The sequence below is a fragment of the Mucilaginibacter sp. 21P genome (genome assembly GCF_019331605.1).
Taxonomy (GTDB): domain Bacteria; phylum Bacteroidota; class Bacteroidia; order Sphingobacteriales; family Sphingobacteriaceae; genus Mucilaginibacter; species Mucilaginibacter achroorhodeus.
In genome coordinates this window covers 3779842-3798091 of the sequence record NZ_CP063061.1, presented here as the reverse complement: position 1 = coordinate 3798091, position 18250 = coordinate 3779842, and the positions used below count along the sequence as shown (strand labels likewise).

General features: G+C 43.5%; 12 protein-coding genes. 10 read left to right on the top strand and 2 right to left on the bottom strand.

Features of this window, described 5'->3' with window-relative positions; translation table 11 throughout:
• The first annotated feature begins 528 nt into the window (after positions 1–528).
• The 8 genes from INP83_RS16885 to INP83_RS16850 all read left to right on the top strand — a co-directional run bounded on the left by INP83_RS16885 (position 529) and on the right by INP83_RS16850 (position 10457).
• Positions 529–3660, top strand: a complete 3132-nt coding sequence (locus INP83_RS16885) for a TonB-dependent receptor (protein WP_219125193.1) — start codon at positions 529–531, stop codon at positions 3658–3660.
• Positions 3661–3669: 9 nt separating this feature from the next.
• Positions 3670–5148 carry a RagB/SusD family nutrient uptake outer membrane protein gene (locus INP83_RS16880; RefSeq protein ID WP_219125192.1) on the top strand — a complete coding sequence of 493 codons (1479 nt, stop codon included), beginning with the start codon at positions 3670–3672 and terminating at the stop codon, positions 5146–5148.
• A gap of 24 nt (positions 5149–5172) precedes the next feature.
• Positions 5173–5343 carry a hypothetical protein gene (locus INP83_RS16875; RefSeq protein WP_186458703.1) on the top strand — a complete coding sequence of 57 codons (171 nt, stop codon included), beginning with the start codon at positions 5173–5175 and terminating at the stop codon, positions 5341–5343.
• 3 nt (positions 5344–5346) lie between these two features.
• Positions 5347–5553, top strand: coding sequence for a hypothetical protein (locus INP83_RS16870; protein WP_146269723.1), 207 nt, complete (start codon positions 5347–5349; stop codon positions 5551–5553).
• Complete coding sequence (locus tag INP83_RS16865; RefSeq protein ID WP_146269722.1) at positions 5537–6502, top strand: sterol desaturase family protein; 966 nt, start codon at positions 5537–5539, stop codon at positions 6500–6502. The genes INP83_RS16870 and INP83_RS16865 overlap by 17 nt, the downstream gene beginning before the upstream one ends.
• 519 nt (positions 6503–7021) lie before the next feature.
• Positions 7022–9016 (top strand): ATP-binding protein, encoded by a 1995-nt coding sequence (locus INP83_RS16860; RefSeq protein WP_219125191.1) that lies wholly within the window; start codon positions 7022–7024, stop codon positions 9014–9016.
• A 97-nt stretch (positions 9017–9113) separates the two neighbouring features.
• The gene (locus INP83_RS16855; protein ID WP_219125190.1) at positions 9114–9314 is read left to right on the top strand and encodes a cytochrome P450; all 201 of its coding nucleotides are present in this window, start codon (positions 9114–9116) and stop codon (positions 9312–9314) included.
• Positions 9315–9389: 75 nt separating this feature from the next.
• Positions 9390–10457: a cell wall metabolism sensor histidine kinase WalK gene (locus INP83_RS16850; RefSeq protein ID WP_219125189.1), complete on the top strand. Its 1068-nt coding sequence runs from the start codon at positions 9390–9392 to the stop codon at positions 10455–10457.
• Positions 10458–10542: 85 nt separating this feature from the next.
• Here INP83_RS16850 and INP83_RS16845 read toward each other — a convergent pair whose 3' ends face one another.
• Together INP83_RS16845 and INP83_RS16840 are read right to left on the bottom strand one after the other, a co-directional pair.
• A complete protein-coding gene (locus tag INP83_RS16845; RefSeq protein WP_219125188.1) occupies positions 10543–11910 on the bottom strand; it encodes a HAMP domain-containing sensor histidine kinase in 1368 nt (455 codons plus the stop codon).
• Positions 11907–12596: a response regulator transcription factor gene (locus tag INP83_RS16840; RefSeq protein WP_219125187.1), complete on the bottom strand. Its 690-nt coding sequence runs from the start codon at positions 12594–12596 to the stop codon at positions 11907–11909. Before INP83_RS16840 ends, INP83_RS16845 begins: the two co-directional genes overlap by 4 nt.
• Positions 12597–13081: 485 nt before the next feature.
• Between INP83_RS16840 and mgtA the strand changes: the two genes are divergently transcribed.
• On the top strand, positions 13082–15775 hold the full coding sequence (gene mgtA, locus INP83_RS16835) for a magnesium-translocating P-type ATPase (RefSeq protein WP_219125186.1): 2694 nt from the start codon (positions 13082–13084) through the stop codon (positions 15773–15775).
• Positions 15776–15948: 173 nt separating this feature from the next.
• On the top strand, positions 15949–17271 hold the full coding sequence (locus INP83_RS16830) for a carbohydrate porin (RefSeq protein ID WP_219125185.1): 1323 nt from the start codon (positions 15949–15951) through the stop codon (positions 17269–17271).
• Positions 17272–18250: the final 979 nt, after the last annotated feature.

Sequence of the window (18250 nt, the reverse complement as noted above, 5' to 3'; positions counted from 1 at the left end):
ACATCAGGTCTACTATGATGGCTTTTGTGCTTAAGTAAATTTGAGAGGGTGTCCCGTAAATATTTGTCTGATATACTAATTTCTGTCCATCCAGTAAGCACAATATTAAAAAACAGATTGATAGGAAAAAAAATAAATAAAATATAAAATCTATAGAATTTGTAGATATTGATTTAATTTTTACATTTGCGGTGTAACACAACACGCAAAATGAATATTTTTCATCCAACACAAGGATCAAAGTTTCTGCTTAACATGGTATCTCTGCCCATGTTTGCGTGTACCTGCTGTTGTTGCTGCTAATACTCTTTCCATAGTCAAACATCTAATGATCTGCAGCGAGGACTGTAGTCATTATTATTTACACCATTTTACCACCATGAAATAATTTGTCCGGATATAAAAAAACCGGCAAGGTAGCCTTGCCGGTGTGCGGATGTGAGATCAGCTCTGTAACGGCAATCACTCACTGATCTTCATCCTCTGCTTACTAATGAACCCAATCATCACATAAACATTTTTAAAGATATGGAATATTATATCCATGATAAAAATCTACCTATAAAGTTTCTCAGAATACTCCTTCTGATCTTAGCTCCGGTGGTAGCATTTGGGCAAAATGAGCCTAAGCCTACCATCAACTCGCGTTTAGAAGGCACTGTACTTGATTCACTCACCAGCCAGCCTGTACCGGGCGCGGTTATTCGTATAAAAGGGACTACGAACGCGGCAACATCAGATGTTAACGGCCGCTTTCAACTGGTTACCGGCCAAAGTTTTCCGTATATACTTGCTGTATCATTTATAGGTTATAAAACCAAAGAACTGGTAGCCAAAGGCAGCCCCGTAACCATTAAATTAATAGAGAATGTTAATCAGCTTAACGATGTAGTTGTAGTGGGATACGGCACCCAGAAACGGACAGATATCACCGGCTCTGTTGCATCGGTATCAAAAAACCTTTTAAAACAACCGGCGGCATCTTTCGATAACCTTTTGCAAGGATCGGTATCGGGCGTGGCAGTTACACAAAACTCGGGGCAGCCGGGCGGTTCTGCAACTATACGTATCAGGGGCGGTAACTCCATCTCATTCGGTAACGCGCCGCTTTATGTTATTGATGGATTTATTATCTATAACAATAATGATAACGTGAACATCGGCTCCAACGGGCCGAGTGTAAACGCACTGTCGACCATCAACCCGAGCGATATCGAATCCATAGAGGTGCTAAAAGATGCATCGGCTACGGCCATATATGGTTCGCGTGGTGCAAACGGTGTGGTTATCATTACTACCCGCCGCGGTAAAAAAGGAACCAACAACGTAAGCTTTAGCACTTATGCGGGCCAGCAAAGGGTATCTAAAAAATTAGAGCTGCTGAACGGCTCGCAGTGGGCATCGCTGATAAACGATGTAAACGTGAGCGACAACGTAGCCAAAACCTACACCGATGCGCAGGTAGCGGCTTTTGGCAATGGATCCGACTGGCAAAGTGCAGCCATCCGCAATGCGCCGCAATACAATGGCGAGCTATCGGTATCAGGCGGAGACGAGCGCTCACGCTATCTCATCTCCGGTAATTACTTTAAACAGGATGGCACTTTGCTGAATACCGGGTTTGAACGCTACAGCGGCAGGGTGAACATTGAGCGCAACATTAACAATAAATTTACCGTATCGGCCAATGTCTTCTCCAGCCGTTCAAAACAAAATAAGCTTTATGGCAGCGGTTACAACAGCATCAACTTTAACAGTGCTTTTGCCAACTTGGTAAACACCTCGCCAATTGCACCGATATATAACGAGAATGGCAGTTATAACACGGCTAACCCGTTCAATGCAACGCCAACCAACCCGCTGCAGGATATAGCCTCAACCACCAATACTTCGCTGCTTACCCGCACGCTGGGCAACATTGCCGCCGATTACAAACTGTTGGATGAATTGGTGCTAAAAGTAACCGTAGGTGCCGACCTCTTGAACACCACACAAAACTACTATGCACCATCATACACAGGCTCTCCGGCGGGCAGCTCTAACGGTTATGCGGCGCAGGGGTACGCTTCAATAGGCTCGGGCTATGCCAACAGCTGGCTTAACGAGAACACACTTACCTGGAGCCATACTTTTAACAAAGATCATTTTGTAACCATATTAGGCGGTTATACCACCCAGCACGAGCAGGTGGCATCATCAGTAGCCAGCGCGCAAAAGTTCCCTAATGACCTGACCTCCTTTAACAATTTATCATACGCAGGTGTGGCCAACCTGCCGCAATCAACAGGTCGTAGTGCTTCGTTGAACTCGTACCTGGCGAGGGTGAATTACTCTTATCAGCATAAATACAATGTTACTTTATCTGAAAGGCTGGATGGTTCGTCAAAACTCGGGGCTAATCACAAATGGGGTTCGTTCCCGTCGGTAGGCCTTTCGTGGAATGTAAATAAGGAAGCTTTCCTGGAGAACAACAAAACCGTTAACAACCTTAAACTGCGCTTGAGTGCCGGCCAGACAGGTAACTCTGAAGTGCCGGCATACAGTTCGCTGGTTACTTTGGCACCAACCAATTACTATTTCAACAGCACGCTGGTTACGGGTATTGCCCCATTGCAATTAGCTAACCCCGACCTGAAATGGGAAACCACAACGCAATATGATGCCGGTTTTGACCTTGGCTTATTTAACGACCGCGTAAACCTGGTGTTTGATGCCTACTACAAGAAAACTACCGATCTGTTGCTGAATGTGCCGCTTCCGCTTTATACCGGTTATGCCAGCGCGCTGGAAAACGTTGGTAGTGTGGAGAACAAGGGTATTGAGCTGGGTTTGAATACCGAGAATATCAAATCCAGTTCGTTTAGCTGGAAAACTAACCTGGTATTTGCCATTAACCGTAATAAGGTGCTTAGCCTTGGGTCAGGTGTAAACAGTTATTTCCCGCTGGCACCAACAGGCCGCCAGTCGCCGGTTATTGTGAAGGTGGGTGAGCCGGTAGGAACTTTTTGGGGATACAAAACCAACGGTTTGCTAACCGCTGCCGACATAGCTAACCACGTGCCTGTGCTTACCGGCTTGCCGCAACAGGTAGGCGATACTAAATATGTTGATACCAACGGCGACGGCGTAGTAACCACTGATGACCGCCACAGTCTGGGTAGTGCACAGCCTAAGTTTACAGGCAGTATTACTAACACCTTTACCCTTGGCCATTTTGATTTGTCGGTTTACTTTACTGGCTCTTATGGCAACAAGATCTTTAACCTCTTGCAGCAAACGCTTGAGCGCCCTACGCTGTCGCTCAATGCATCGGCAACTTTGCTGAACCGCTGGAGCAAAAGCAACCCTAACGGTACGGTAGCCCGCGCAACTAATGCGCCGGTACCACAAATAACCGACAGGTATGTGGAGAACGGATCATACCTGCGCTTAAAGAACCTGTCCTTTGGCTACAACTTCAGCAGCGATTTGCTGGCTAAGGTACATGCCAAACAACTGCGCATTTATGCATCGGCCCAAAACCTGGCCACTATAACCAAATACACCGGCCTTGATCCCGAAGTGAATTTTTATGACAACGACAATGCCAAGCAAGGTATCGATTATGGCAGCTACCCCGCCGTGCGCACCTTTCTGCTGGGTTTAAATGTTACCTTTTAATGCATCACCATGAAACAGAACATACCATATATAACATTAATTATTACCGGCGCTGCATTGCTGTTTGCATCGTGCAATAAACTGACGGAAAACCCAAGTTCGGTGATCATTGCCGATCAGTTTTATAAAACACAGTCGGACGCTGTATCTGCCGTAAATGCAGCCTACAGTAGTTTAAACAGCGATCCTGCAGGAGACTTTCCGCTGTATGGTCGTCAGTTAAATTTGTTGACAGAGAACGGCAGCGATAACCAGATCTACAGTCCCAGCAACACCAACCCCGATGTAAGGGCATTAGGTACCGAAACCTATATATCAGCCAATAGCCGCGTACAAAAAGTATGGCAACAGCTTTATTACGGTATCAACCGTGCAAACATCGCTATAGATAAAATACCGGCCATACAGGCCGATACTGTAGTACTGAACAGGCTGGTGCGCGAGGCTAAATTCCTGCGCGGCTTGCTTTACTTTAACCTGGTAAGGCTATATGGCGCGGTGCCGCTTGTACTGCATGATCCTACATCTATCCAACTGAAAGACCTGCAACAACCGCGCACGCCTGTAGACAGCGTTTACCTGCAAATAGTAGCCGACCTGAAAGATGCAACCTCTTTGCCGAAAACCTACAGCGGGTCTGACAAAGGCAGGGCAACATCCGGCGCGGCACATGCGCTGCTTGCAAAAGTTTACGTAACCCGTCAGCAATGGCCGGCGGCATTAACCGAGCTTAATCAGGTAATAAACGGTGGTTATGGTTATTCGTTATTCACCAACTACCGCGATGTGTTTCAAAAGCCGACAAAGAATGGTGTGGAGCATATTTTCTCAGCACAGTTTGAGAGTAATCTTGGTGCCGCCAACAGTGTGCAGAACCTGAGCCAGAGTTTTAGTTCGTTTAACCCCGGTACGCTGCCGATAGATATTCCGGCAGATCAGAACCTGGTTAAGCTTTTCAGCACAAATGATACCCGCCGTGCAGTTACTTTCTACAGCGAGGTGTACAACGCTGCAACCGGCAAAACGGTGGTGTACAGCAACGCTTACACGCCTTACTTTAACAAGTTTGTTGATTACAGCCTTACGCCATTAACCACGCAAAGCCAAAGCGGTATCAACTATCCCATAATACGCTATGCCGATATTCTGCTGCTTTATGCCGAAGTACGCAATGAGATAGATGGGGCACCATTAACAGATGCTTACAATGCTATTGACCAGGTACGAAATCGTGCGCAGATTGGCGGCTTAACCAAAGGCCTAAGCCAATCGGCTTTCCGCGATTCAGTTTTTCTGGAGCGCCGCAAAGAGTTTATACAGGAAGGCCACCGCTGGTTTGATCTGGTGAGGCGCGGCGGTACCTACCTGGTTGATGCTTTGCACACACTCCCTGCAAAATCGGCAGCGAGCGATAAAAATAAACTGTATCCTATACCGCTGATAGAGCTGCAGCAAAATCCAAAGCTTACTCAAAACCCCGGATATTAATTCATCACCATAAAAACTAACGCTATGACATTATCAGATGTAAACATTTTAGTAAAGAAGATATTGGTGGGCATCATTGTTACCATAGTGCCCTTCGCCATTATTTTCACCGGATTGTGGTTTACGCCCAAACTCCTCAGCAGCCACAAACCCAAACAACCCGATACCATTATTAAACAGATACCAAAGCCATAAACTATGAAAATGGAGAAAGCCACCAAAGACCGCATTGTGCGCAATGTGTTCTTAAGCCTGTTTATTTTCCTGCTGCCCATCGCGGCAATGTTCACCACGTTTTATTTTACCGGCGAGCGCCCATGGGAAACAAAGAAACAGCAACACAAAACTGAAACTGACACCTCAATAAACACCAAAAACAATAAACAAGATGGAAGCAACGATTGAGTTTTTTAAAAAATTGATAGATAACCTGAATGGTTTCGGGTTTCCGTTCCTGGTATTTTTTATAGGCGTGGCGGAATTTTCTTTCGGCCTTTACCGCGGTAAATGGCCAAAGAACGAACGTTGGGTCGATATTGCCTGCTTTACTCTGCCACGACTGATCATCAGGCCGGCAGTAGCGTATTTTGGTCTGGAACTGTTACCAAAAGTATTGCCAGGATTGAAGAACGAATTTAGCTGGGTGCCATTTTGGTGGGGAGCCGCCATTATAGCAGTAGCGGACGACCTTACCCAATACTGGTATCACCGGTTGCACCACGAAGTGCCATGGTTGTGGCGTTTTCACCGCACGCACCACTCGGCATCGTACATGGGTATGGCTATGGCCAGCAGGCAAAATGCTATTTATACGCTGTTCTTTTCGCAAACCTATTTAACCACCGCACTGGTTTACATGGGTCTGGGCGTACCGGCGCTGGTGGTACGCGGCATCAAAGGCACTATCACCACGCTGGCCCACTCCAGCATCCCATGGGACAAGCCATTCTATAAATATAAAGTGCTGCATCCAATAGCTTGGGTGTTAGAAAGGGTGATATCAACCCCGGCCACGCACCATGCGCACCATGCTGCCACAACAGATGATGGCGTGGGTTACTACAAAGGCAACTTCGGTAATATGTTCTTTATCTGGGATATCATTTTCGGCACGGCACTTATTTCGCGCCAATATCCAAAAGCTTACGGTATCTCCCATTACGAGGGCGACCAATGGTATGCACAATTGCTTTGGCCTATATTTAAATCAAAAGTGGAAGGCAGTGAACTGGCTAAGGACGGTCCAGTGGTAAGATTGGATGATTTTGAAAGTACGCCTGCAGGCGATAAATCATTTCAAGACACTAAAACCGCTGATGAATATGATTCTGGTCCGGTACTGGCCGGGCGTTAGATTATTAAAATCCCCATGCGCAGGACGTATGGGGATTAACTTGTTCAGTAGTTAGAAAATAATGAATTTACCAATATTATTCGATTGCGGGGTGTGACCAGGTTGTCTTGGGTAAAGATATCAGGCCCGACCGGCACAAAGATCAATTCAATATGGGATAAAAATGGTTTATGCATTTCCGAAGTCAATAAAGGGCGAGAGCTCACGGCGATACAGGCCTACCAGAACTGAAGTGCCTGATCGCTTTGACCTGCTCAGACTAGTGCCGTCACACTCACAACGCGGGCATGATGACCTGTATTTTTCAGAGATTTATTATCTACTTGTTCTATATAATTAGAAATTGATCAGGTAGTAAAAACACTTAATTAATTACGTTTAGTGGTAAAAGCAGGTCGGCGCCAATAATACCGGCCTTTCAGCGTGTTAAAAATAGTCGTACTTCTCGTCGAAGAATATCGATAATTATCTATGATGTGTTCTGATGTTGCATTACCTTTATTAAAAAATATAGTCCATTTGTCAAGCAACGCATCTACTGGTATTTTAAGTTCGGAAATACTAAACATCTTAAGACATTCGCAAGACGCAACGTTGGTATACACGAGCCGTGAATTGCATGTGGGTTACATTAATGCTGCCATGCTTCGCATTCTCAACAAACCAGAAAGCGTGGAAAGCCAGCGTTTAGAAGATTTTGCTCCCGAACTGGAGCCTTATTTTTCGATACTCAAAGCATTATGGGATAAGGGAGAGAATCTTATTCTCAAAGAATCACCTGCAGATATTGACTTTAACGGCAATCTGGTAACTAATTACTTTGACATAGAATATCATCCGGTTAAGAGTGACGATGGCAGTATAACAGCTATCATTTGTACTGCGAGGAATGTAAACGATAGACTATTTGCGAAGCAAGCATTGACAGAGAAGGAGGTAAAAGAATTTGAGCTTATAAAAGACCTGGAAAAATCAAATGATGAGCTGATTGATACACAGCACCGCCTTCAGTCGATCAACATTGAATTACGCAACAAGATAGAGCAACTTTCACGCAATGAGCAATTTTTGAACAGGTTCATCATGGAGGCCCCGGCAGGCCTTGCGTTAATGCGAGGGCCTGAATACATTTACACCATTCACAATGCAACTTATCAGGCAATCCTTCCCGAGAGAAAGCTGACAGGCAGGGGTTTTTTCGATGCGGTAGCTGAACTTAAAGGTACGCCGCTTGAACAGGTGCTGCACGATGTTTACCACAAAGGCACCCCTTATAGCTTCTCAGAATCTTTGGTCGCGCTTGCCGATTACGAAGGCGGACCGACAGTAGACCGTTACTTTACTTTTAATTATTTACCGTGGTTAGACGACAATGGCAAAGTGGATGGTATCTTGAATATGGCAGTTGAAGTTACGGAAGCTGTTAAGGCAAAGCAGCTTATTTCTAATTTAAATGATGCTTTGCGAAATGTTAACAGACAATTGGAAACTGCCACTACTGCAGCAAAAATAGGAACCTGGCAGATTGAACCTTCGTCTAAAGATCTGAAATATAACAATGTTCTTGCGAAGATATTTGGTTATGAAGGTTCAAAACCCATGACTTATGAGCAGGCGATAGGGCAGGTGCTTCCTGGTTTTAAGGACAAACTTCTGGAACAAATAAATATCGCAATTGAGAATGGAGGATATTATAACGCACTTTATCAACAAAAACGGTTTAATGATGGTAAGGTGATATGGCTGCGCTCTACCGGTCAAGTATCTAAAGACCGGCTTTCGGGCGAAATTTCGTTTTCCGGGGTCGTGCAGGATGTAACGCAACAGCAGGAAGAAGAGCAGCGTAAAAATAGCTTTATTGGTATGGTAAGTCATGAGCTCAAAACACCACTCACATCCTTAAATAGTATTGTTCAGGTGGCAGCGTTGAAACTTAAAAAGTCTGAAGATCCCTGGTTGGCGGGCGCCATGGATAAGGCAACATCCCAAACGAAAAAAATGGCCAGGCTAATTAACGGATTTTTGAATATTTCAAGACTTGAGTCCGGTCAGCTGCAAATCGACAAGCAGCCGTTTATTTTCGGCGATCTGCTTCGAGAATCAATAGAAGAAGCCAGACTTACAGATTTGACCTACAACATCACATTAAACGCATGTGATAAAGTGGTTGTCCGTGCAGATAAAGATAAAATAGCCTCTGTGATTACAAACTTACTGGGAAATGCCATTAAATATTCCCCTAAGGGTACAGATATAAATGTAAACTGCATTTTGCAGCAAGACGACATACTGGTTACTATCGAAGATACCGGGATTGGAATCCGTTCCGAGGATGTAGAAAAACTATTTGACAGGTATTACCGGGTTCAGGATTCAGCTGTAAAAACAGTTTCTGGGTTTGGGATAGGGCTTTATCTAAGCGCAGAGATCATTAAACGCCATGGGGGTAAAATAGGGGTTGAAAGCATTCCAGGGCTTGGTAGTAAATTTTATTTTACTGTACCCATCAGTTAAAAACCTGAAAGTCTTCTATCAAAATCATTTCAACTTTTCGGGGTATTCCGTAACCATTTTGGTAAAGCATCAGTACATCGCTTTACTAAAGAAGTGATTGAAAAAGGGAAACATAGACAGCTTTAAAGGACTTATAAATCAGGCGTTTATGAATCGCCCGGTTCCGGCTGGTATGGGCAGCGGCCCGCAAGGCGTGATCTCGTTCTGTAACGATGTTTTACGTCCGACCATCCCGGATACCATCGTAACCATACATGACCAGGTGTTAAAAGGCTATATGGTCACTACTGGTACGTAAAAGAATGATATTCACCTATAAAAGGCATAGCATCTGAATTACTAATGTTATAGCATCTTTACTGAAATTTTCTCTATGGGACATGATCAAACCTTATATGTTTCTCAGGAACATCTTGACATTGCATTGAACCACACTAAACTTGGCTTTTGGGAATTGGAACTGGAGAACCCGAGAATGATTTGCACTCCTCAGTGTAAGATCAATATAGGTGCAGGTGAAAAGCCAACAGTAAGTTACGAAGACTTGATCAATGCCATCATTCCTGAGGATAGGGAAAAAATGCAAGCTGATGTGGCACTTGCATTATTGCCGGGCGGAGGAACCTACAACTCTCAATATAGGGTCATACATCCTGACGGAAGCCTGCACTGGATCGAAGCAAATGGGAAGGTGCTTTACCAGAATGAAAAACCATACCGAATGGTTGGCACTACCCTCGACATTACAGCTAAAAAGGACATGGAAATGCTCAAGGATGAGTTGCTTAGTTTTACTACACATGAATTGAAGACCCCGGTGACGGTCATCAGAGGCTATCTTCAAATACTTTATACATTCATAGAAAAGACTGGTAACACCAGGTTCGCTGATATTTCAAAAAAAAGCTTGGATGCAACTGAAAGGATGACCAGGCTTTTAAAGGAGATTGCAGACCCAGAATACAGAAAGGGAGATCAGATTATTTTGCAAAAACAGCAGTTTGACGTTTGTACGCTTTTAGCAGATACCATTGCCAGTATTAATATGGTCAGCCCTCAAACGCAATTTAGGCTGCATGCTTCAAATTCTGCCTTAGTTATGGCAGATCGAGACCGGATCGGACAGGTTCTCATCAATCTATTAAATAATGCAATTAAGTTCGCACCAGATTCTTCGGAAATCGTCATGGTGGTCGATCAGTTTGAAGATCAGATAAAGATTAGCATACGTGACCGGGGAATCGGTTTATCAGAAAACGAGTATGCCAAAATATTTCAGAAATATTACCGGTCTGATCAAATAAAGAGTAAAGTGGAAGGCTCTGGCATAGGACTATATCTTTCCAGTGAGATCATTACCCGGCATGGAGGGCGGATCTGGGTGGAACAACCTGAAGACAAAATCGGCAGCAAATTTATATTTACCTTACCAAAAGTATAACTTGTTACAATAACGCTATTGGCGGTTGTTAGGTGTTTACAAGCGACTTTGCTGATATTATTAAAGGGGTATGTTTGATGGTAATTTATACGTGCGGAAGCTCGATAGTGAAAGTTGTACCTTGATGGAGTTGTGAATATACCGCTATGTTTCCCTGATGCAATTCGATGATCTTTTGAGTTAGCGAAAGGCCTATGCCATTACCTTCAGTAAATTTTTTGTTTTGCCCACGGTAAAACGCTGTGAAGATTTTACCCAGCTCTTCTTCACCTATGCCTATCCCATGATCCTGAAAACGAAGAATCGTTTTGTCGGGCAGATAACTGATCGCAACTGACGATTCATGTTTTTCAGAAAATTTACAACCGTTTTCGATCAAATTCATGAAAGCTACTCTAAGCAGGTATTCATTGCCTTTTACCGAAATGAAATCATCATCCTCTATTTCCTGTTCAAAAACGATATTGATCTTATAGCCCGAATGATTGTGCAGCACGTCATTACGTGCATCCAACAACACTTCATCCAATCTGATCTCTTTAAATGAGATTTCAGTATGGTCATAATTGGCCTTAGCCAGATCAAGTAAACTATTGGAAAGCCTAACCAGTTTCTGCGCATCCGTAATGGCATGGTTGATTGAATCTTTGTAGAATTGATTATCTCTTCCCTTTTCAACTGTTACCTGCAATTCGGTAAGCATTGCCGTAAGTGGCGTTCGTAGTTCGTGCGAGATATTGGAAACAAACTCCTTTTGTGCGTCAAAAGATCTTTCCAGCCGGTTAAGCATGGCGTTGAACGTGATCGCAAGTTCGGCGATCTCGTCTTTACCATTTCCTTCGCCAACACGTAGGTCAAGATTAGTTGCCGTGATCTCTTCCACCTCATTGATCAGGTCCGATACTGGTTGGAGCGCTTTGCTGGCCAAAAACTCGCCCGCCATGTAAACGAAACCGATCGCCGCAAAAAATGCAAAGATCAGGGTTAATTTCAGATTGTTTAGTTTGCTGTAACCTGATGCATCATTGGCTGCGGCCGTGATCACATAATCTTTTTGTTTATGATGATATAAAAACCCGACCACTTGTAAACTGCCCTGGTAAAAGCGGATCTGTTTTTTGTTCACGATCTCATCGATCATTTCTTTCGTTTCCTTGACTTTATCTATATCAACCGCATCATGGTAAAGCAAATGGAAAGAAGTATCATAGATGGCAACTTCCTCCTGAAATAACGAATTCTCGGCATTTCTATAAATGAGTTGTAAAACATCGGGTTGTACTTTGGCATCTAATAGCAGGTTGGCTTTTGTAGTTGCAGTATGATGCAACAAGCTGTAGTATTCCTCTTCACGGTTTTGAGAAAAGGAGAAGTAAATGACCAGTGCAAACGCCAGAAGCAGCAGCGCTATGATAGAAGTGAATAAGAGCGAAAGGCGTTTACGGATGGTCATGATTCTGCTTTAAATATAAACCCCATACCCGGTTTAGTGTGAATAAGTTTGACCGCGTGATCACGGTCTACCTTCTTGCGGAGATAGTTCATATAGACATCAATGAAGTTTGTGCCGGTGTCAAATGTGGTTTCCCACACGTTTTCACTGATCTCAGACCTTGACAGTACACGCTCACTGTTTCGCATCAAGTATTCGAGCAGCTTGAACTCTTTCGGTGTCAGATTTATTTCTAAACCGTTGCGGCGCACGGTTTTAGTTTTTGTATTCATTTCCAGATCGCCTGTTTGCAGGATAATGGCCGTTTCTGATCTTAAAGCGATGTTATTTCTTTTAGCTAACACGCGGACACGAACTTCCAGTTCCCGAAAATCAAAAGGTTTAACCAGGTAGTCATCTGCTCCTGCGTCAAAACCTTCTACTTTATCGTCGGTGGTGCCTAAGGCTGTCAACATGATCACCGGAACCTGCGGGCGTTCTTTTTTGATCATCTTGCAAAGCTCCAGGCCGTTGATCTGAGGTAGAATTATATCCATGATGACCACATCATAATCTTCCTGAACAGCCAGTTTAAGCCCCATCTTACCATCATAGGCCACGCTTACATGATGGCCTGCTTCCAAAAGGCCACGGCGGATCACTGTGGCAACACGTTCATCGTCCTCTATGATCAATAACTTAAGCATCCCCAAAATTAGCCATGTTCAGGGAAAGATCATTCGCTCTAATGGATTTATAATAAAATTATAACGGAGCTCTAACAGTGATTGAAAACTGAGGCAAATACCTTTGCAGCGCAAATCAGAAAATTTGCAGTTAACATCAATTAAATGGATACAGGTCCGAGTTATACAAAAATCAATACAAAAACCTCCCGGTAAACCCGGACCGCTCTTTCGACGCAGTCCCGGTTTACCGGGACAAAACGAATGTTATGCGCAAAAATGAGAAAAGAACCAAAGCACTTCTTGTTAGGTTTAAATCAAAAAGTCTAAAACCGCCAATTCTACTTTATTACCTGACCGCCGTTTTCCTCCCACCTTCTGCTTTCGGGATAGTGTCAGCTTTGCCCTGCAAATACCGGATCATCTCATCAGTGAAGTTTTTGAAGAAAGGTAATCAGCTTCTTTTTCCAATTTAATTTATTCATCTATCACCAACGTTCAACATCATGACCATTGAAAATATCACCCCTAAAATAAACGGCAGATCCGCCAGTGAGATGGATAAACTGGCTGTCAATAAATTACAGAATTTTTCGGCAAGTGAGGCCGATAACATCATGGCTATGCTGGATAGTAGGGGAAAAGGCCTTTCCGCAGCCAACGTTACGGAAAAAAGAAAACAATTCGGGCTGAATGAGATCCAACATGAAAAAGCACCAGCCTGGTATGTGCAGCTCTTCCAGGCATTTCTAAATCCATTCATAGCCGTATTGATAATTTTGGCTATCGTTTCCTTCATTACCGATGTAATGATCGCTGCCCCGGCAGACAAAAGCTATAAAACCGTTATCGTCGTCGGCGTAATGATCAGCCTGAGTTCATTACTTCGCTTCTGGCAGGAGTTTACCAGCAATAAGGCGGCGGAAGAACTTAAAAGTATGGTTAAAACCACTGCAACCGTGCTGCGTAATGAGGGGGAAATAAAAGAAATCGACATCAGGCAACTTGTTCCTGGAGATATTGTTCATTTAAGTGCCGGTGATATGATTCCGGCAGATTGCCGGGTTATCCAATCTAAGGACCTTTTTGTTAGCCAGGCGATGTTGACCGGCGAATCGTTACCACTTGAGAAACGTGAGCATCCTATAGGAGATGCAACTGATAGATCGCCTCTTGAGCTGGAGAACATTTGTTTTATGGGTACTAATGTTGTGAGCGGCACGGCCAGCGCCATCGTTGTAAATACGGGCAACGCCACTTATTTTGGTAGTATCGGTAAAGCCATTACCGGGAAACGTACTGAAACCAGTTTTGATAAAGGCGTAAATAAAGTAAGCTGGTTGCTTATTCGTTTTATGCTGGTAATGGTTCCGTTGGTATTCTTGGTTAACGGATTCACCAAAGGTAACTGGTTTGAAGCCCTGTTATTCGGTATCTCAGTAGCGGTTGGCCTTACGCCCGAAATGCTGCCAATGATTGTTACCGCTAACCTGGCTAAAGGGGCCAAAAATATGAGTAAGCGCAAAGTGATCGTGAAGCGCCTTAACGCCATCCAGAATATAGGCGCGATGGATATTCTTTGCACTGATAAGACCGGGACACTCACCATGGACAAGATCGTGCTGGAAAGGCACCTGAATGTTTTTGGCGATGAGGATGATGAAGTGATGAAATGGGCGTACCTGAACAGTTTTCATCAAACCGGCTTGAAAAACTTGTTAGATGTTGCTGTGCTGGAACACGCCGAAATCCATAGTTGTGTAAATGCAGATGAACACTTCAAAAAAATAGATGAGATCCCTTTTGATTTTCAGCGCAGGCGAATGAGCGTGATCCTGGAAGAAAAAAATGGTAAGCATTTATTGATCTGCAAAGGCGCAGTTGAGGAAATGCTGGAACTGTGCTCGCACGCTTTTGATCCGGGTGAAGACAAACAGCTGCACATCGAAAACGATAAGATTGTGCCGATGGATGCAGCTATGCGGAAGATCATCTTAGATACCTCCCGCAAATTGAATGAAGAGGGTTTGCGTGTACTGCTTATCGCGATCAAAGAGGATGACAAACGTCCGTTAACCTATTCGGTTGCCAATGAAAGCAATATGGTATTGACCGGGTTCATCGGATTTTTAGACCCTGCTAAACCATCCGCCAAGCCAGCCATTGAAGGTTTGCATAAACTGGGTGTAGAAATTAAGGTGCTTACCGGGGATAACGAAATTGTCACCCGCAAGATCTGCAAAGATGTAGGTATCCCCGTACAAAGTATCCTTTTAGGTAAGGATATTGAATTCTTGAGTGATGGTGAACTCACTGAACAACTGGATAAGACGAGCATATTAGCCAAGCTGAGCCCGATCCAAAAATCACGAATAGTGAAACTGCTGCAGGCCAAAGGCCATACCGTAGGTTTTATGGGAGATGGTATTAATGATGCTGCTGCATTGCGTGATGCAGATGTAGGCATTTCGGTAGATACAGCGGTGGATATTGCTAAAGAAAGCGCTGACATTATCCTGCTGGAGAAAGACCTGATGGTTTTACGTAAGGGTGTGATCTACGGCCGCCGAACTTTTGGCAATATCATTAAATATATAAAGATGACTGCCAGCAGCAATTACGGCAACATGTTCAGCATGCTTGGCGCGAGCGCATTCTTACCTTTCCTGCCTATGCTGCCCATCCAGTTACTTGTACAGAACCTTTTATACGATCTGTCGCAGATATCAATTCCATGGGATAGTATGGATGAGGATTTTATTGAGAAGCCGCAAAAATGGGACGCCCGGGGTATCAGCAAATTCATGTTATATATCGGCCCAATAAGCTCAACTTTTGATTATGCCACGTTCTTTGTAATGTTTTTCTTTTTTAAAGCCAATTCACCGTCGCATCAAAGTTTGTTTCAAAGCGGTTGGTTTATCGAAGGTTTATTGTCGCAAACATTGATCGTGCACATGATCCGGACACGCAAGATCCCCTTTGTTCAAAGCTGGGCCGCAGCCCCGGTAGTGGCTTTAACAAGCCTGATCATGATTATTGGAATTGCGCTGCCATTTTCACCTCTGGCGCCGGCTTTAAAATTACAGGCCTTGCCACTGAGTTATTTCCCTTGGCTCATCGGTATTTTACTAAGCTATTGTGTACTTACTCAAGTTATTAAAAACTGGTTTATTAGCAAATTTAACCAATGGCTGTAAAGAAAAAGTCGAAGTGGCGCTGGTGGTTGTTAGCCATGATCATCCTGGTGATCCTTAATGTTTTGGTAGACCATTTCTTTTTGCAGCGTCAGCATTAATTAACAGATCATTTAACCTGTAAAGCAAGTTCTTAAATAAGAATGATGGATCTGCTTTGCCCAAATTTTTAAAGAATGAAAAGATTATTATCACTTCTAACAATATTGTTTTTTTCAGTTACTGCAGTATCAGCTCAGCAGACAGATACCTTGAAAAAGCGCATCAATTTTCATTTCCAGCTGACGGCGATAAACCAAAGTCATCCCGCTTTTCACGCGCCATACAGCGGCCGAAACAGTTTGCAACCTGGTGCTGAGGAGGCATTATCGTTAACATCAACCATGTTTATCGGAGCAAGGTTGTGGAAGGGAGCATCGATATATTTCAACCCGGAAATTTCTGGTGGCAGGGGATTCAGCAGCGCGGTCGGGGTAGCGGGTTTTCCAAACGGAGAAACCTTTCGTATCGGCAGTTCAGCACCGGCACTTTATCTTGCGCGTCTTTTTTACAGGCAACATATTGCGTTGAGTAAAGAAGTGGATACTGCCGGCGATGATGCTAATCAGATAACAGAATTGGTTCCACTAAAGCGGATAACGGTCACCGCCGGAAAGTTCGCTATAACAGATATGTTTGATAACAACAGTTTTAGCCATGATCCACGCACGCAGTTCATGAACTGGTCATTAATGAGTGCCGGTGCCTGGGATTATCCCGCAAACACCAGAGGTTATACCGATGGTATCGTGATCGAATACATTACGCCGGCTTGGGCGGTACGTATTGGCACTGTGTTAGTACCCACCTATGCAAACGGGCCTGATCTTGATTACCATTATGGCAGGGCACATGGCCATGTGGTAGAGGTACAAAAGAATATGGTTTTTGGAAAAAGGAAAGGGAGTCTGCGTGTTTTAGCGTTCCGGAATGTTTCCAAAGCTACTAATTATAAAGAAGTTATTGATGGTTACATCAACCATAGTGATTCACTTAATGTTATCAACGGTCAAAAATACGGCGGGGTTAAATATGGGTTTGCTATCAATTGCGATCAGGAACTGACTAATGACCTGGGATTTTTCTTTCGTGGTAGCTGGAATGATGGTCAAACTGCCACCTGGGCTTTTACGGAGATCGATCGAAGCGGCAGTTTAGGCATCAACTTGTCCGGCCGTTCCTGGCATCGTCCAAATGACACATTTGGCATTGCAGCTGTTGTTAATGGTATTTCTTCTTCGCACAGAGCATATTTGGCTGCGGGTGGTTACGGGTTCATAATAGGTGATGGGAAACTAACCGATTTCAAAACTGAAAACGTCCTGGAAACATATTACAGCGCCCTGATCAATACATCATTAAAGATATCCCTCGGTTATCAGTTCATTCAAAACCCTGCCTATAACGCTGATCGTGGCCCTGTGAACGTTTTCTCCGTCAGAGCGCATATTATAATTTAAATTAATAATTAAGTAAGGTCTGATTTAAGGACGCTATCAGGCAATTCAATGATAGCGAGAGATTCTCCCTGCGGTAGCCGAAATATTTGACTCCAGAGATCCATGGATGATATGAAAAAGATGAGTGTATGAATGCCCGCACTGGTATAGCCAAAGGTTGTGGATCACTAATTCGACAAATAGTAAGCAGGCTTTATTTTCGTATAACTAAGGTTAAATTCATGAATTTGAACAATCAGTCTGTCGCCGCTGGTAGATAACCCAGATTCACTTGAAGTAGCAGAAAGTGTTTTAAAATACAAAACTAAGATGTTAAAAATGCGGACAATTACACCCGGTTTCATGCAACTTGCAGAACAGTATTGACCTCATCTTATGATCCTGGATTATCGGTTAGGAGATGGCAACGGCGGAGAACTGTACAGAGAGATCAAGACAAATGCTCAACTTAATAATATACCGATCATGCTTTTTTCAGCAGATAGTAATGCGCTGTTAGAACTTTAGATTACGACTGCGATGCGTTCATATCCAAACCGTTTGATCTTATTCACTTTTTGACAACGGTGAAGAGACTGACCGAGAATGCTTGAAATTAATCGAAAAGCGATAAATATAAAGTATTATAACTTGAAACGTATTTTTTAAGTTAGACCGAAACAACTTTTGTTATCAGAAAATGGTTGATTCAAATGGTATGCTTTTGAGATCGACATTGTTTGATATGGCTGAACAATGTGAGTCAATATACAAGCTTGATGTACTATTATCCTTCTATTATCAGGGGAAGTTTATTTTGATTAATCCATTTTCACCCCGAGTGTAAAATTCATGACTGCAAATATCACTTTAGGTTAGAAATCAACTGGAATGATAGTCGACCTTCAATCATAAAAAATTCCAATTAGCAAACTCTATACATTCCTTTAAGTTGTAATAGTAACGTCTTGAGTATTGGGTAATATACTGCTACATAACG

Bases quoted from the DNA above. Each gene is read 5' to 3' on its own strand.
- INP83_RS16885 (WP_219125193.1), top strand. From the start codon at position 529: ATGGAATATTATATCCATGATAAAAATCTACCTATAAAGTTTCTCAGA.
- INP83_RS16880 (WP_219125192.1), top strand. From the start codon at position 3,670: ATGAAACAGAACATACCATATATAACATTAATTATTACCGGCGCTGCA.
- INP83_RS16875 (WP_186458703.1), top strand. From the start codon at position 5,173: ATGACATTATCAGATGTAAACATTTTAGTAAAGAAGATATTGGTGGGC.
- INP83_RS16870 (WP_146269723.1), top strand. From the start codon at position 5,347: ATGAAAATGGAGAAAGCCACCAAAGACCGCATTGTGCGCAATGTGTTC.
- INP83_RS16865 (WP_146269722.1), top strand. From the start codon at position 5,537: ATGGAAGCAACGATTGAGTTTTTTAAAAAATTGATAGATAACCTGAAT.
- INP83_RS16850 (WP_219125189.1), top strand. From the start codon at position 9,390: ATGGGACATGATCAAACCTTATATGTTTCTCAGGAACATCTTGACATT.
- INP83_RS16845 (WP_219125188.1), bottom strand. From the start codon at position 11,910: ATGACCATCCGTAAACGCCTTTCGCTCTTATTCACTTCTATCATAGCG.
- INP83_RS16840 (WP_219125187.1), bottom strand. From the start codon at position 12,596: ATGCTTAAGTTATTGATCATAGAGGACGATGAACGTGTTGCCACAGTG.
- mgtA (WP_219125186.1), top strand. From the start codon at position 13,082: ATGACCATTGAAAATATCACCCCTAAAATAAACGGCAGATCCGCCAGT.
- INP83_RS16830 (WP_219125185.1), top strand. From the start codon at position 15,949: ATGAAAAGATTATTATCACTTCTAACAATATTGTTTTTTTCAGTTACT.